Below are 15802 nucleotides of genomic sequence, written 5' to 3'. Positions count from 1 at the left end.
CCGCGGGACTAGGGGGTGGGGGCGAGGAGCGCAGGCCACCAGAGCAGGGCGAGTGGGTAGCCGACGAAGGAGACGATGTCGAGCACCCAGTGCGCGATCACCAGGGGCATCACCCGGCCCCAGCGCAGGTAGCACCAACCGAATACCACTCCCATCAGGGCATTGCCAACGAACGGCCCGATGCCCTGATAGAGGTGGTAGCTGCCGCGCAGCAGAGCTGCCGACATGATGATGGTCCAGGCGCTCCAACCCAGCTCGCGCAGCCGGGTGAATAGGTAGCCCACCACAATGAGCTCTTCGCTCAGTGCGCTCCGTATCGCCGAGAAGATCAGGATCGGGATCGTCCACCAGAAGGTGTCCAGCGGTGAGGGCACCACGGCCACCGTGAAGCCCAGCGCGCGGCCGGCCAGGTAGAGCCCGAGTCCCGGGATGCCGATCAGCAGCAGAAGGCCGCCGCCGCGGAGCAGATCCCGGCGCGGCTCGGTGAAATCCACCCCGAGCCGACGGAACCCACTCTGCCCGGGCCGCCAGAGCAGGTAGAGCACCAGGGCCACCGGGAACAACGTGAAGACGATGCCGAGGAATTGGTAGGTGAAGTCCAGCCACTCGCGCGTCGACTGCGACCCGTTGATGGTCGCCGACTGATCGCTGAGCGCGACCTCGGCCGTGAGCCGGGAAATGATCGACACTATCGAGTACACGGCGGAGGCACCGAGCGAGAGCCCGAGCACGATCGCGATCTCCCACTTCAGCTGCACCCTCGATAACGCCGGAGTATCGGCGGCCGCCGAGGGGGAGCGGGTTTGCGCGGAGGGGGCCGGGGGATCGGCCGGGTCGGAGGGGTAGTCGCTCATGTCGCGCTCGGCATCCGGCACGCCGGGGTGCCTCCCGGCAACCGATAGCGGTAGCGGGCCACGAGGCTGTAACCGGCCGCGGCCGCCCACGACCACGGCGGCACCGTGGCGAGCCAACCGAGCACCCGCAGTGCGGCAACCGGCTGGCCACGCAACAACGCTGCCACCGCGGCAGCGCCGCCGTAGTGCCGGCCCCCCGCGACGAACCACACTCGGCTCCTGGCCTGCTGCTCGGTGAGACCGAAGGCAGCGAGGTCGGTCCACTGGAACGGCGCGGTGGCCGGCACCCGGGGCAGCGTGCGCTGGAGCCACAGCACCGCGGTGGTGCAGAACCCACAGTCGCCGTCGAAGATGAGCGTGGCGGGCTGTTCGGGCGGGGTGGTCGGCATTCCTCTATTTTGCGCCCTCGGTGCTCGCGCGCGAGTTTTCGGGCCAATTGATCCTCACGCGGTGGGATTTGAAAACGCTTGCATGCGTCGGAGGGACCTTGGTCCCAAGCTTCGTGAGAGATCCTCGCGGGATTCGCAGAAAAAACCGCGAAATCGGCGTGAAGCGCAAGAATCGTGCGTCTTTCATTACTGCTGTGTAACGTTTACCGTCAGGTTTTGCTCCCGGCGCCTGACGTACCTAGGGTTTTGATAACTAGCGCGCTGCTACGGGCTTCGGCCACGGCGGCGCCTTCACCTTTGCACAGGAGGAATTTTGAAGAGATCCCGCATGGGCCTCAGCGCCCTCGCGCTCATTTCGGTGAGCGCTCTGGCGCTTTCGGGTTGCGCGACATCCAACGACGAAGAGGCCACTTCGGCCGGCGACGCGTCCGCAGTTGTCAGCACCAATGGCAGCGAGCCGCAGAACCCGTTGATCCCGACCAACACCACCGAGACCGGCGGCGGCAAGATCGCCACGTCGATCTTCGCGGGCCTGGTCTCGTACAACGCTGACGGCGAGATCGAGAACGAGGTCGCCAAGTCGATCGAGTCTGACGACGCTACCAACTGGACCGTCACGCTGGAAGAGGGCTGGACCTTCACCAACGACGAACCCGTCACGGCTTCGTCCTTCGTGGATGCCTGGAACTACGGCGCGCTCTTCAGCAACGCCCAGAGCGCCTCCTACTTCTTCGACGACATCGTGGGCTTCGACTACGAGGTTGACTCCGAACTGACCGGCCTGAAGGTCGTCGACGACACGACCTTCACGGTTGAGCTCGCTTCGCCCGAGGCCGACTGGCCGCTGCGCCTCGGCTACACGGCCTTCATGCCGCTGCCGTCCGCCGCGTACGACGACATGGCCGCCTTCGGTGAAAACCCGATCGGCAACGGCCCGTACATGCTCGATGGCGAGGGTGCCTGGGTTCACGAGGAGAAGATCAGCCTCGTGACCAACCCCGGTTACGAAGGCGTGCGCAAGCCCGTCAACGGTGGACTCGAGATCAAGTTCTACTCCACCCAGGACGCCGCGTACGCGGACGTGCAGGGCGGCAACCTCGACGTGCTGGACGCTGTTCCGGACTCCGCGTTCGAAACCTACGAGGCCGAATTCGGCGAGCGTTCGGTGAACCAGGCTGCAGCCATCTTCCAGGGCTTCAACATGCCGTACTACCTCGAGCACTGGAGCGGCGAAGAGGGCAAGCTGCGTCGTGCAGCGATCTCGATGTCGATCAACCGCGAGGAAATCACCGACGTCATCTTCCAGGGCACCCGTACCCCGGCAACCGACTTCACCTCGCCCGTCATCGACGGCTACTCCGACCAGCTCGAAGGCGCCGAAGTTCTCGAATACAACCCGGAAGAGGCCGTCAAGCTGTGGGCCAAGGCTGACGCCATCGCACCGTTCGGCGACTCCACGTTCGACATCGCGTACAACTCTGACGGTGGCCACCAGGCCTGGGTCGACGCCGTGATCAACAGCGTCGTCAACACGCTGGGGATCTCCGCGACCGGCAAGCCGTACCCGACGTTCGCCGCAGCACTCGAAGACCGCTCGAACGACGCACTGACCGGTGGAACCCGTGCCGGCTGGCAGGGCGACTACCCGTCGATGTACAACTTCCTCGCTCCGCTGTACCAGACCGGTGCCGGCTCGAACTACGAGGACTACTCGAGCGAAGAGTTCGACGGTCTCCTCAAGGAAGGCGCCGCGGCAGAAACCGTCGAGGACGCCACCGCCAAGTACCAGGCTGCACAGGAGGTTCTGCTGAAGGACCTGCCGTCCATCCCGCTGTGGTACTCCAACGTCAACGGCGTTTGGGCTGACACCGTCAGCGACGTGGTGTTCGGCTGGGATTCCGTCCCGCTTTACTACCAGATCACCAAGGGTTAATTCCTAGTTCCACCCGCAGTGCAATGTCCGGGGCGTCAAGCCCCGGACATTGCACTGACTAGACTCATTCAGTGATTGCGATCCTCATGCATAAAAGATTCTCGGAGCTCACCTGATGCTGTGGTACACAGGCAGGCGCGTCCTCCAAATGATCCCCGTCTTCTTCGGGGCGACATTCTTGATCTATTTCATGGTCTTCTCCCTACCGGGTGACCCGATCGCTGCGCTGTACGGCGACCGTCCGCCGGCACCCGGCGTGATCGAACAGATCCGGGCCCAGTACAACCTGGACAAGCCGCTGCTGCAGCAGTACCTGATCTACATCGGCAACTTCTTCCAGGGCGACCTGGGCACCACCTACTCCGGGCGACCGGTCAGCGATGTGATGGCCGGGGCATTCCCGATCACCTTCCGCCTGGCCATGTTGGCCCTCGTCTTCGAAGCCTTCGCCGGGATCCTCGTCGGACTCGTCGCGGGCCTGCGCAAGGGCAAGTGGTTCGACGCCAGCGCCCTCGTGGTGAGCCTGCTCCTGATCAGCGTGCCGACCTTCGTACTCGGCTTCCTGTTCAGGCTCATTTTCGGCGTGCAATTAGGTTGGTTCAGAACCACAGTGAGCAGTGAGGCTCCGTGGGGCGAACTCATCCTCCCCGCCCTGGTTCTGGCCAGTGTGTCCTTCGCCTATATCGTGCGCCTCACCCGCGCCAGCGTCGCCGACAACCTCAACGCCGACTTCGTTCGCACCGCCACCGCGAAGGGCCTCTCCAGGCGCCGCGTGGTCACGGTGCACGTGCTGCGCAACTCCCTCGTTCCCGTCGTGACGTTCCTGGGTGTCGACCTCGGTTCGCTCATGGTCGGCGCGATCATCACCGAGGGAATCTTCAACATCAACGGCGTCGGTGGCACCGTGTACAAGGCGATCGTCCTCGGCGAGAGCACCACAGTGGTGTCGTTCATCGCCGTCATGGTGGTCATCTTCGTGCTCGCCAACCTGCTCGTCGACCTGCTGTACGCAGCTCTGGACCCAAGGATTCGTTATGCCAAATAAGAGTGGCCAGGCCCACTTCGTCGCGGAGCTGGAAGACACCCCGGTAGCCCCGATTGACCGTCTCGACGAGTCGCAGAAGGCTCGCAGCACCTGGGCGGATGCCTGGGACTCGATGCGCCGCCGGCCGATGTTCTGGATCTCCTCAGTGCTGATCCTGATCATCGCCCTTGTCGCACTGTTCCCCGGACTGTTCACCTCGGTGTCGCCAAACCTCGACTGCCAGCTGGCGAACAGCAACGGCGGACCAGAAGCCGGTCACCCGTTCGGGTTCACCCGGCAAGGCTGCGACGTGTACGCGCGCACCATCTTCGGCACCCGGGCCTCGGTCACCGTCGGCCTCCTGGCCACCGGACTCGTCACCCTCATGGGAGTCATCCTCGGCTCCCTCGCGGGATACTACGGCGGCTGGCTCGACGCAATCGTCTCCCGCGTCGGCGACATCTTCTTCGCCATCCCCACCATCCTCGGCGCCATCGTGCTGATGTCCGTGCTTCCGGCCGCGACGCCCACCTCGGTGGCCTTCGTGCTGTCGATCTTCGCCTGGCCCCAGATCGCCCGCATCATGCGCGGTGCGGTCCTGTCGGCCACGAACTCCGACTACGTGATGGCCTCGACAGCTCTCGGTGTGTCGAAGTTCCGGATTCTGCTGCGCCACGTGATCCCCAACTCGATCGCCCCGGTCATCGTGATCGCCACGGTGTCACTCGGCACGTTCATCGTCGCCGAATCCACCCTGTCGTTCCTGGGCATCGGCCTGCCGACCAGCGTTATGTCTTGGGGTAATGACATCAGCCAGGCCCAGACATCCCTTGTTACCAACCCGCAGGTGCTCCTGTACCCCGCGGCCGCCCTGTCCATCACGGTGCTCGCGTTCCTGATGCTCGGCGACATTCTGCGCGACGCGCTTGACCCGAAGGCGAGGGCGCTTCGATGAGCCAGACACTGACAGACACCAACCCAGGGGGCGTCGAGAGCGACGAGCAGCCCCTGCTGCAGATTCGCAACCTCGAGGTTGGTTTCCAGACCCAGCGCGGCCTGGTTCCTGCCGTGCGCGGCGTGGACATCACCCTGTACTCCGGCCAGACGCTCGCCATCGTCGGGGAGTCGGGCTCCGGCAAGACCACCACGGCGCAGGCGATCATCGACCTGCTCCCCGGCGCGGGCAAGATCACCGGCGGCCAGGTGCTCTTCGAGGGCCGTGACCTCACCAAGCTCAGCCCCAAAGACATCCAGGCGGTGCGCGGAAACCTGATCGGTTACGTGCCCCAGGACCCGATGTCCAACCTCAACCCGGTCTGGAACATCGGTTTCCAGGTTGAGGAGGCCATCAAGGCCAACGGACTCGCTCAGGGCAAGGAAGCGCGCGCCCGCACCATCCAGGTGCTGCAGGAAGCCGGACTCAGCGACGCTGCGGACCGACTCAAGCAGTACCCGCATCAGTTCTCCGGCGGCATGCGCCAGCGCGTGTTGATCGGCATCGGCCTGTCCGCCCGGCCGAAGCTGCTCATCGCCGACGAGCCCACCTCGGCGCTCGACGTCACCGTGCAGCGTCAGATCCTGGACCACCTGGGAACTCTGACCCGCGACTACGGCACCAGCGTGTTGTTCATCACGCACGACCTGGGCCTGGCCGCGGAGCGCGCCGAACAGCTCGTGGTGATGTACAAGGGAAAGATCGTCGAGTCCGGTCCCTCGCAGGAGATCCTGGCGAACCCGCAGCACCCGTACACGCAGCGGCTCGTGTCTGCGGCACCGAGCCTGGCTTCCCGGCGTATCCAGTCGGCCAAGCACGCGTCCGTCGGCGACTCCGGGATCTACGGCGGCGGTTCCCTGGACGACACCCTGGTCGCCAGGGCTGCCGAGCGCGAGAGCCTCGCTCCCGTGAAGGACCTGATCTCGATCGACAACATCTCCAAGGTGTACCGGATCCGCAAGAAGGGTCTGCGCAGCGAGGAGCTCAAGGCCGTCGACGGCGTCACCTTCGGCATTCAGAAGGGCACCACCACGGCCCTCGTCGGCGAGTCCGGCTCGGGCAAGTCCACAGTCGCCAAGCTCGTGCTGCAGCTGGAGAGCATCACCAGCGGCTCGATCGAGTTCGACGGTCAGGACGTCGCCGGGCTCAAGGGCAAGGAACTGCTCAAGTTCCGCCGCCGCGTGCAGCCGGTCTTCCAGGACCCGTACGGTTCCCTCGACCCGCAGTACAGCGTGGGCAACACCATCGCGGAGCCGCTGCTAGCGCACGGCGTCGGGACTGCGAAGGAACGACAGGAGCGGGTCAAGGAACTCCTCGACCAGGTCTCGCTGCCGTGGTCGTCGCGATTCCGGTACCCGAGTGAACTCTCCGGCGGTCAGCGCCAGCGAATCGCCATTGCGCGAGCGCTCGCGCTCAAGCCCGACGTGCTCGTGCTCGACGAGGCCGTGTCGGCACTCGACGTTCTCGTGCAGGGGCAGGTGCTGAACCTGCTCACCGAGCTGCAGACCGAGTTGGGCCTGACCTACCTGTTCATCACCCACGACCTCGCCGTGGTGCGCCTCGTCGCCGACAACGTGTGCGTGATGCAGAAGGGCCGGATCGTGGAGGCCGCGTCGACTGACGACGTGTTCGACAACCCGCAGCAGGCATACACGCAGGAGCTTTTGGCCGCCATTCCCGGCGGTAACTTCCAGTTCGGCCGCTAGGGTCCGCGTGTGAGATGACTGCCCCCCGGCCTGCGCCGGGGGGCAGTCGTCGTCCGGGGGTGGGGAGCGTTTGCCGGCTGTTCAGGTGCCGGGAACGCACTGTATATAGGAGCGATCGATACTCGCCCGACGCGAGACGGGCCGAATACGGTAGGATAGACCCTTGGGTCCATAGAGATCCCACTCATCCACTCTGCGCCGCACGTGATTTTACGCGGCATCCATTCTTCGTAAGGATCTATTTTTATGGCGATTGCTACCCGCAATAACCTCCGGAATGTTGCAATCGTTGCCCACGTTGACCACGGCAAGACGACGCTGGTCGACGCGATGCTGCAGCAGACGAACTCGTTCGCCGAGCACTCGCACACCGAAGAGCGTGCGATGGACTCCAACGAGCTCGAGCGCGAAAAGGGCATCACCATCCTCGCCAAGAACACGGCGATCTCGTACAAGGGCATCCACGCCACTGACGGCCCCATCACCATCAACGTCATCGACACCCCCGGCCACGCCGACTTCGGTGGAGAGGTCGAGCGCGGCCTGTCCATGGTCGACGGTGTTGTGCTCCTCGTCGACGCTTCCGAGGGCCCGCTGCCGCAGACCCGCTTCGTGCTCCGGAAGGCACTTGAGGCGCACCTGCCCGTGATCCTCCTGGTCAACAAGACCGACCGTCCCGACGCCCGTATCGATGAGGTCGTCGAAGAGAGCCAGGACCTGCTCCTCGGCCTCGCTTCCGACATGGCCGACGACGTGCCCGACCTGGACCTCGACCTGGTCCTCAACGTTCCCGTCGTCTACGCGTCCGGCCGTGCCGGTGCCGCCAGCCTCACCAAGCCGGAGAACGGCTCACTGCCCGACAACGACGACCTCGAGCCGCTCTTCGAAGCGATCCTCCAGCACATCCCCGCTCCCGTCTACGACGACGAGCACCCGCTGCAGGCCTGGGTCACCAACCTCGACTCCTCGCCGTTCCTCGGCCGCCTCGCGCTGCTGCGCGTTTTCCAGGGCACCATCAAGAAGGGCCAGACCGTGGCCTGGGTCAAGCACGACGGCACCGTTTCCAACGTGCGCGTGACCGAGCTCATGATCACCAAGGCACTTGACCGGTACCCGGCCGAGAGCGCCGGCCCCGGTGACATCGTCGCCGTCGCCGGTTTCCCCGACATCACCATCGGTGAGACCCTCGCCGACCCCGATGACGTGCGCCCGCTGCCGACCATCACGGTCGACGACCCCGCCATCTCGATGACCATCGGCACCAACACGTCGCCGCTCATCGGCAAGGTCAAGGGCCACAAGCTCACCGCCCGCATGGTCAAGGACCGTCTCGACAAGGAGCTCGTCGGTAACGTCTCGCTCCGAGTTCTCGACATCGGCCGTCCGGACGCCTGGGAAGTCCAGGGCCGTGGCGAGCTCGCTCTCGCCATCCTGGTCGAGCAGATGCGTCGTGAAGGCTTTGAGCTCACCGTCGGCAAGCCGCAGGTGGTCGTCAAGCGCGTCGACGGCAAGATCCACGAGCCGTACGAGCACCTCACCATCGACTCGCCCGAAGAGTACCTCGGTGCGATCACCCAGCTCCTCGCCGCCCGTAAGGGTCGCATGGAGAACATGGCGAACCACGGCACCGGCTGGGTCCGCATGGAATTCATCGTTCCGTCGCGCGGCCTGATCGGTTTCCGCACCGAGTTCCTGACGGACACCCGCGGTACCGGTATCGCCAACGCGATCTTCCACGGCTACGAGGCCTGGGCCGGCACCATCAACACCCGCACCAACGGCTCGATCGTCGCCGACCGTGCCGGTGTTGTGACGCCGTTCGCCATCATCGCACTGCAGGAGCGCATGCAGTTCTTCGTCAACCCGACCGAAGAGGTCTACGAGGGCATGGTCATCGGCGAGAACTCGCGCGGCGACGACATGGACGTCAACATCACCAAGGAAAAGAAACTGACCAACATGCGTCAGTCCACCTCCGACACCTTCGAGTCGATGACGCCGTCCAAGCAGCTCACCCTCGAGCAGTGCCTGGAATTCGCCCGCGAAGACGAGTGCGTCGAGGTCACCCCCGCCGTCGTTCGTATCCGCAAGGTGGAGCTCGCCGCATCCGCTCGTCAGCGCAACGTGTCGCGTCTGAAGAAGCAGGACGCGAACTAGTTCGCAGCGCGATCTGACCGCAGGCATCCTGTTCCGGTTTTCCGGCGCGGGGTGCCTGCGGTTTTTTGTCAATCGTTCCCGCTCAAGCGGGAGCCCCGCACCGTGAGGACCCCATGACCCCTGGATGGAAGACGAAGATGTCGCCGCTGCGGATGGGCCTGGCCCTGGCGGCGGTGCTGGCCGTAGCGCCGGCGCTGGCCGGCTGCTCCGACGCGCAGGTGCAGGATGCCGTGAACGGCGCCGTGCAGGGAGCCACCGACGGCGACGTGAGCCTCGGCGGCGCGCTGCCCGACGGCTGGCCGGCGGAGATCCCCGTGATCGACGGCGAGATCAAGTTCGGCGCCGGCAACACCACCAACGGCGACCAGGGCTGGGTCGTCACGGTCGCCTCCGGCGCAGCGGACCCGCTGGCCGACGCCGAGCAGAAGCTCGTCGATGCCGGCTTCGTACCGGACACCAGCGCCTCGGCCAACGTGGGCGACGTCGGCGTGGTCGCCTTGAAAAACGCCACCCACATCGTGACCATCGCCGGCACTCCCGACGGCGTGCTCTACACGGTCGCCCCGGCCTGATAACGCGCTCCGTCGTTGGTCGAGCTTGTCGAGACCCGGCGGCTCGGTCTACGGGTCCACTTCGACAGGCTCAGCACGGCGTCGACAGGCTCGACCGACGGAGGTGTCAGGCGAAGAGGGGCGCGCCCACGTAGGAGCCCTTGGCTGCTCCGGGCGGGACGGCGAAGAGTGCGGAGCCGACGTGGCGGATGTACTCGTTGAGGGCGTCGTGGCGGGCCAAATTCAGCTGCACGGCCGTGAAGCTGGCGGGGGTGCGCTGGAAACTGATGAAAAACAGCCCGGCGTCAAGGCGGCCGAGGTCGTCGTTGCCGTCCACGAAGTTGTAGCCGCGGCGCAGCATCCGGATACCGTCGTTCTGGCTGGGATGAGCCAGCCGCACGTGCGCCGCGGTGTCGATCAACGGCTGGTCGGCGCGTCCGGCGAGCTCAAAATCGGGTTCGGTGAACTCGGTGCCGCCGGATAGCGGCGCACCCTCGCCCTTGTTGCGGCCGATCACGGTCTCCTGCTCGCGCAGGCTGGTGCGGTCCCAGGTTTCGATGGTCATCCGGATGCGCCGCGCCACGAGATAGGACCCGCCCGCCAGCCACGCGGGCCCGTCGGAGGCTCCCACCCAGAGGTGTTCAGTCACCGCGGCCGGCTCCTCGGCCTTGATGTTGGCGGTGCCGTCCTTGAACCCGAACAGGTTGCGCGGGGTGGCCTGGCTGGTGCTCGTGGACGAGGTGCGGCCGAAGCCGAGCTGGGACCAGCGGATCGCCGCACGCCCGAAGGCGATGCGGGACAGGTTGCGGATGGCGTGCACGGCGACCTGGGGGTCGTCAGCGCAGGCCTGGATGCAGAGGTCTCCGCCGCTCCTGGTCTCCTCGAGCATGTCGCCGGGGAAGTGCGGTACATCGACCAGCTCGGCCGGTCGACGGGCGGCCAGGCCGAAGCGATCCACGCCGGCCGCGGTCTGGAAGAGGGTGGGCCCGAACCCGAACGTGATGGTCAGGCCGGCCGGCGGCAGGCCGAGGGCCTCGCCGGTGTCTTCCGGTGGGGCGTCGTACGGGCCGCTGACCGAACCGTAGTCGCCGACATCACGGCCAGCGGTCATCGCGGCGGCCGCGACGCTCCAGTCCTGCAGCAGTTCGACGAGGTCGGCGCGGGTGGTGCCGTCGGCCACGTCGAACGCGGCAAAGTGCAGCCGGTCCTGGGCAGGCGTGACGATACCGGCCTGGTGCTCCTGATAGAACGGGTAGACGGTGCTGGCGTTGCTCTGTGCTGAGGACGCCGCGACGGCCAGCGCGGCCCTGTCGCCGGCGACGCCCAGCCCGAGGCCGGCCACCCCGACGCCGGCCAGGCCGAATAAACCGCGCCTGGACAGGCCGCGGGGTGCCTGCGGACCCGCGCCAGTGTCTGGGCCGTCTGCGGTGGGGGAGTCGGAGCTGGTGGCGTCGGTCATGTTAGAGCACGAGCGTTGCGGTCAGCTGGTTCAGCGGCTCGCCGAGGGCGTTCACCTGGTCGGCGAAGGCCTTGATCTCGGCGGGCGTGAGGTCGGTGTAGAGGGTGAAGTCCTCGCCGACACGCTGGGCATCGAGCAGCTCCTGCAGCTCGGCGAACTCGCTGTCGAGGTCGGCGGCCAGGTCGGCGTCTTCCTCGAGCAGGATGTCGCGCACCCCGGCGTAGAGCACCTTGGCACCGTCGATGTTGGCCTGGAAGTCCCACAGGTCGGTGTGCGACCAGAACTCTTCCTCGCCGGTGACCTTGCCCGTGGCGACCTCGTCGAGCAGACCGATCGCGCCGTTGGTCTGCTGGGACAGGGTGAAGTCCAGATCCTGCACCTTCTCGTTCAGCGTCGTGGTGTCGGCTACGAGCAAGGTAGCCAGGTTCTGGCGCTGTTCAGGCGTGTACGCGGCGAAGCCGGCCTCCGCGTCGGCGGGCCAGAGGTCCTTCTCGATCGCGTGCCAGCCGGTCCAGTCCTGGCCTTCCTCGAGGTCGGCCTCACGGAGGTCCAGCTGCGGGTCGAGGTCGCCGAAAGATTCCGCCACGGTCTCCACGCGTTCCCAGTGGGCGCGGGTGGGGGCGTACAGGGCGCGGGCGGTGTCATCGTCGCCGGCCAGGTAGGCGTCGGCGAAGGCCTGGGTGCCGGTGAGGAGCTGAGCGACCTGATCGCGCACGTAGGCGGCGTAGTTGGCGTTGGCGACCTCGATGCGGGCGTCCAGGTCGGCATCCACCGTGACGTCAGTGCCGGAGTCGGTGACGGTGAAGGCCTTCTGGTCGATGCCCGCACCGATCATGCCGGGCTTGCAGGTGGTTACGTAGCGGCCGGGCATGAGCTGCACGACCAGGTCGCGGCTGAGGCCGGGGCCGATGTTCTCGACCTCGCCGACGATGCGCAGGCCGTCTTCGGCGAGCAGGTAGAACTCGGTGACCTGGTCGCCCGAGTTGGTGACCGTGAAGCTGAGGTTGCCGGACGGCGCCTCGGCGGCCGACACCGTGCAGGCATCCGCGCTGCTGTCGACGGTGAGGGCGGCCTGGGCCGAGTCGCTGCCGGTGGCGTTGGCGACGCAACCGGTGAGGGCAAGCAGGCCGACGGCTGAGGCGGCTACGAGGGGGAGGAGGCGGGCTCGCATGGGGGTCCTTAGAAGGGAGGCGGCGCGGGGCGTGGGGTCAGTGGGTGACAACCGCGGGTGCGGTCTGGGGGAGTACGGCGGACGGTGTCGGCGTCGGCTTCGCTTGCCGGCTCTTCACAATGAATAGGGTCAGGGTGGGCACCACGTAGGCGATCCAGGCGAACATCTCCAGCCAGGTGGTGGCCGGCGAGAAGTTGAGGGTGCCCTTGAGCAGGGTGCCGTACCAGCTGTCCGGGGGGATCACGGCGGAGACGTTGAACGCGAGGGCGTTGAGTCCGGGCAGGATGCCGGCCTCCTGCAGGTCGTGCACCCCGTAGGAAAGCACTCCGGCGGCGACGATGATGAGGATGGCACCGGTCCAGGTGAAGAACCGGCTCAGGTTGATCTTGAGCATGCCGGAGTAGATCAGCCAGCCCAGGCCGACTGCGGTGAGGATGCCCAGGCTCGCCCCGACCAGCGGAAGCGTGGTCGCTCCGGTGGCCTGCACGGCCGCCCAGATGAACAGGGCCGTTTCGATGCCCTCGCGGCCGACGGCGAGGAACGCGACGAGAACCAGGCCCATTCCGGTGCCGGTGAGGTGCTTGTCGATGTTGCCGTGCAGGTGCCCCTTGAGGTCGCGGGCGGTGCGCAGCATCCAGAACACCATCCAGGTCACCAGCCCCGTCGCGATGATGGAGAGCAGCCCGCCGATGGTCTCCTGCGCGGCGAAGCTCAGGCCGTAGGTGCCGAAGGTGAGGATGGCGCCCAACAGGAGGGCGAGAAGCACGGCGAGGCCGACGCCCGCCCAGATCCGGGGGAGAACGTCGCGGCGGCCGATCTTGACCACATAGGCGATCAGGATCGTCACGATCAGCGCGGCTTCGAGTCCTTCGCGCAGGCCGATCAGGTAGTTTGCGAGCACAGTGCTTCCCGGGTTGTTGTGGGTGGGGTGATGGGGCCAACAATTGGTAAGGCTTACCTTACCCACCCACTCTACGTAGGAACGCCGGATGTGTCCAGCTAAGATTTGTCAGCGGCCCCGGTGCCGCAGCACGTCTTGCCAACCGCGCTCGTCCACGTTGTTCAGGAGTCACCCATGCTTATGTCCGGGAACGGCGAACGGGTGGTCTTCGTGCTCGACGCACCCGGCGATGAATCGTTGCACACCGGCGGCACCATCGCCCGGCTCCTGGATGACGGCGCCGACGTCACCGTGCTCTTCGGGTCGGCGACGTCGTACGACAGCGACGCATCCGCACCGACGACCGCATCCGCCGGTGCAGCGGATGTGGCAGCCGCCCGGGCGGCACTCGGTGAGACCGACCCTGCCCAGTGGCGGGTCCTGGCCGGCGAGCCGCAGGGTGCGCAGCGCCGTGCGGTGCTGGGCGAGGCCTTCGCCCAAGCGCACGCCACCGCCGTCGTGGCCGCCGCCGTGGACCCGGCCCTGCGCCAGGCCGCCGTCGACGCGGCAGGCGAGCAGGGTGTGCCGGTGTTCCTCAGCAGCCGGGTCTCGGCGGTGCCCGGTGTGCGGCTCACCGCGATCGACGTCAGCGACCACATCGACAAGAAACTGGCGGCCCTGGCCGCGTATCCCGGCCGGTGGCGGCTGGACGGCCGGGTGGTGCGTCTTATCGACGGCACCGAGGCCCTCGTCACCGGCACCGAAACCTATGCCAGCGGTAGCGGCCCAGCCCAGCCGGCCGAGCTCGAGGCGCCAACGGTCGGATCCAGGCTGCTGGCCGTCCTGATGGCTCTCTTCGCCGGCGCGCTCTTCGGTGTTCTCGGCACCGTGGCGCACCAGACCACGATCGAACTGGGCTCCCTGACGATCCCTGTCGGCCTGACCCTGGCACTACTGGCCAGCGGCACCCTCCTGCTCGGGTTACGCCTGGTTGTGCACGACAGGCTCGTGGTCCTCGCCGCGGCGATCGGCCTGGTCGCCACGGTGTTCCTGCTGTCGCTGCGCAGCACCGGCGGCTCGGTGCTGGTGCCAGCCGGGGTGCCAGGCACGGTCTGGTCGATGGCGCCCGCGCTGTTCGCCGCCCTCGTCATCGCGTGGCCCCGAATTCCCGCCCGTCGGCCGACGGCGTAGACTGATCACTCTGTTCGTGAAGGGAATCCTGCCACTGTGACGTATGTCATCGCCTTGCCCTGCGTGGACGTCAAGGATCGCGCCTGCGTCGACGAATGCCCCGTCGACTGCATCTACGAGGGTGAACGCTCCCTCTATATCCACCCCGACGAGTGTGTCGACTGTGGAGCCTGCGAACCGGTCTGCCCGGTCGAGGCCATCTACTACGAAGACGACCTGCCCGAACAGTGGGCCGACTACTACAAGGCCAACGTCGAGTTCTTCGACGACATCGGCTCGCCCGGCGGCGCCGCCAAGGTCGGCGTCATCGCCAAGGACCACCCGGTGATCTCGGTGCTCCCGCCCCAGGTCCAGCACTAAAGGTGCTCAAACCACTTCCCGAGTACCCGTGGGATGCGATGCTGCCGTTCGCGCAGCTGGCCAGGGCCCACGCCGACGGCATCGTCGATCTCTCCATCGGGTCTCCGGTCGACCCCACCCCGCCCGTCGTGCAGGCCGCCCTGGCCTCCGCGACGGATGCGCACGCCTACCCGCAGACCACCGGCACCCCGGCGCTCCAGCACGCCATCATCGACTGGTACGCCCGTCGCCGCGGTGTGACCGGGCTGGCGGAGGAGAACGTGCTGCCCACCATCGGCTCGAAGGAACTGGTGGCGCTGCTGCCGTTCATGATCGGCGTCGGCGAGGGCGACACCGTCGTGCACCCGCGCGCCGCCTACCCCACCTACGCGATCGGCGCGGCCATGGCCGGGGCGGATGCGTTCCCCTCCGATGATCCCGCCGAGTGGCCGGAGACGACGCGGCTGATCTGGCTGAACAGCCCGGGCAACCCGGACGGGCGGGTGCTCCCCGTCGAGGTGCTTCGCGCCGCCGTGGCCCGCGCCCGCGAACTCGGCGCCGTGATCGTCAATGACGAGTGCTACGCCGAACTCGGCTGGGCCGCCCCGTGGGACGCGGAGCCGATCCCGAGCATCCTCGACCCCCGCGTCACCGACGGGGACACGCGTAACATCGTGGCGATCTACTCGCTGAGCAAGCAGTCCAACATGGCCGGCTACCGGGGCGCCTTCGCCGCCGGCAGCAGCGATGTGCTCGGCCGTCTGCTCACCGTGCGCAAGCACGCCGGCCTGATGCTGCCCGCCCCGTTGCAGGCCGCCATGGTCGCCGCGCTGGGCGACGACGAGCACGTGAGGGTGCAGCGCGAGCGCTACCGTGCCCGCCGCGAGGTGCTGCTGCCGGCGCTGGTCGCCGCGGGATTCCGCATCGAGAACAGCGAGGCCGGCCTGTACCTCTGGGCGACCGCCGGTGTCGACGCCTGGGACTCGATCCGGCAGATCGCCGAGCTCGGTATCCTGGCCGGTCCCGGCCCGTTCTACGGCGACTTCTATCCCCGGCACGTACGGTTCTCGCTCACCGCCGACGACGAGCGCATCAACGCCGCCGCCGCCCGGCTGCGGGCTTTCGTCACGTCCTGACCCGGCTCCATTGCCGGG

The 15802-nt window shown here is 66.9% G+C and carries 14 protein-coding genes; 9 read left to right on the top strand and 5 right to left on the bottom strand.

Features of this window, described 5'->3' with window-relative positions; all coding sequences use genetic code 11:
* Window positions 1-8 precede the first annotated feature (8 nt).
* Together C3B61_RS03115 and C3B61_RS03110 are read right to left on the bottom strand one after the other, a co-directional pair.
* Complete coding sequence (locus C3B61_RS03115; RefSeq protein WP_103459502.1) at window positions 9-854, bottom strand: CPBP family intramembrane glutamic endopeptidase; 846 nt, start codon at window positions 852-854, stop codon at window positions 9-11.
* Window positions 851-1243 (bottom strand): thiol-disulfide oxidoreductase DCC family protein, encoded by a 393-nt coding sequence (locus tag C3B61_RS03110; RefSeq protein WP_103459501.1) that lies wholly within the window; start codon window positions 1241-1243, stop codon window positions 851-853. Before C3B61_RS03110 ends, C3B61_RS03115 begins: the two co-directional genes overlap by 4 nt.
* Window positions 1244-1556: 313 nt before the next feature.
* Between C3B61_RS03110 and C3B61_RS03105 the strand changes: the two genes are divergently transcribed.
* The 6 genes from C3B61_RS03105 to C3B61_RS03080 all read left to right on the top strand — a co-directional run bounded on the left by C3B61_RS03105 (window position 1557) and on the right by C3B61_RS03080 (window position 9629).
* Window positions 1557-3176, top strand: coding sequence for a peptide ABC transporter substrate-binding protein (locus C3B61_RS03105; RefSeq protein WP_103459500.1), 1620 nt, complete (start codon window positions 1557-1559; stop codon window positions 3174-3176).
* A gap of 115 nt (window positions 3177-3291) precedes the next feature.
* Complete coding sequence (locus C3B61_RS03100; protein WP_088455613.1) at window positions 3292-4221, top strand: ABC transporter permease; 930 nt, start codon at window positions 3292-3294, stop codon at window positions 4219-4221.
* A complete protein-coding gene (locus tag C3B61_RS03095; RefSeq protein WP_088455614.1) occupies window positions 4211-5155 on the top strand; it encodes an ABC transporter permease in 945 nt (314 codons plus the stop codon). Before C3B61_RS03100 ends, C3B61_RS03095 begins: the two co-directional genes overlap by 11 nt.
* Window positions 5152-6900: a dipeptide ABC transporter ATP-binding protein gene (locus C3B61_RS03090; RefSeq protein WP_088455615.1), complete on the top strand. Its 1749-nt coding sequence runs from the start codon at window positions 5152-5154 to the stop codon at window positions 6898-6900. Before C3B61_RS03095 ends, C3B61_RS03090 begins: the two co-directional genes overlap by 4 nt.
* Window positions 6901-7146: 246 nt before the next feature.
* The gene (gene typA / locus C3B61_RS03085; protein ID WP_088455616.1) at window positions 7147-9057 is read left to right on the top strand and encodes a translational GTPase TypA; all 1911 of its coding nucleotides are present in this window, start codon (window positions 7147-7149) and stop codon (window positions 9055-9057) included.
* Window positions 9058-9170: 113 nt separating this feature from the next.
* Window positions 9171-9629: a hypothetical protein gene (locus C3B61_RS03080; RefSeq protein WP_133160215.1), complete on the top strand. Its 459-nt coding sequence runs from the start codon at window positions 9171-9173 to the stop codon at window positions 9627-9629.
* Between the two features lie 106 nt (window positions 9630-9735).
* Here the strand turns inward: C3B61_RS03080 and efeB are convergent, their stop codons facing one another.
* Genes efeB through efeU form a run of 3 tightly spaced genes read right to left on the bottom strand, consistent with a single transcriptional unit; the run spans window position 9736 to window position 13139 of the window.
* Window positions 9736-11067: an iron uptake transporter deferrochelatase/peroxidase subunit gene (efeB, locus tag C3B61_RS03075; protein ID WP_103459499.1), complete on the bottom strand. Its 1332-nt coding sequence runs from the start codon at window positions 11065-11067 to the stop codon at window positions 9736-9738.
* A gap of 1 nt (window position 11068) precedes the next feature.
* On the bottom strand, window positions 11069-12238 hold the full coding sequence (gene efeO / locus C3B61_RS03070; RefSeq protein WP_103459498.1) for an iron uptake system protein EfeO: 1170 nt from the start codon (window positions 12236-12238) through the stop codon (window positions 11069-11071).
* Between the two features lie 37 nt (window positions 12239-12275).
* Window positions 12276-13139, bottom strand: coding sequence for an iron uptake transporter permease EfeU (gene efeU, locus C3B61_RS03065; protein ID WP_103459497.1), 864 nt, complete (start codon window positions 13137-13139; stop codon window positions 12276-12278).
* Window positions 13140-13313: 174 nt separating this feature from the next.
* Between efeU and C3B61_RS03060 the strand changes: the two genes are divergently transcribed.
* From C3B61_RS03060 to dapC, 3 genes are read left to right on the top strand one after another with little or no spacing between them, the layout of a single operon-like run.
* Window positions 13314-14309, top strand: a complete 996-nt coding sequence (locus C3B61_RS03060; protein ID WP_133160214.1) for a hypothetical protein — start codon at window positions 13314-13316, stop codon at window positions 14307-14309.
* A gap of 36 nt (window positions 14310-14345) precedes the next feature.
* A complete protein-coding gene (gene fdxA / locus C3B61_RS19855; RefSeq protein WP_066594116.1) occupies window positions 14346-14669 on the top strand; it encodes a ferredoxin in 324 nt (107 codons plus the stop codon).
* Window positions 14670-14671: 2 nt separating this feature from the next.
* A complete protein-coding gene (gene dapC, locus C3B61_RS03050) occupies window positions 14672-15784 on the top strand; it encodes a succinyldiaminopimelate transaminase (RefSeq protein WP_103459495.1) in 1113 nt (370 codons plus the stop codon).
* Window positions 15785-15802 lie beyond the last annotated feature (18 nt).

The organism is Cryobacterium zongtaii (assembly GCF_002909375.1).
In the GTDB taxonomy this organism is placed as follows: domain Bacteria; phylum Actinomycetota; class Actinomycetes; order Actinomycetales; family Microbacteriaceae; genus Cryobacterium; species Cryobacterium zongtaii.
This window is presented reverse-complemented; position numbering and strand designations above follow the sequence as displayed.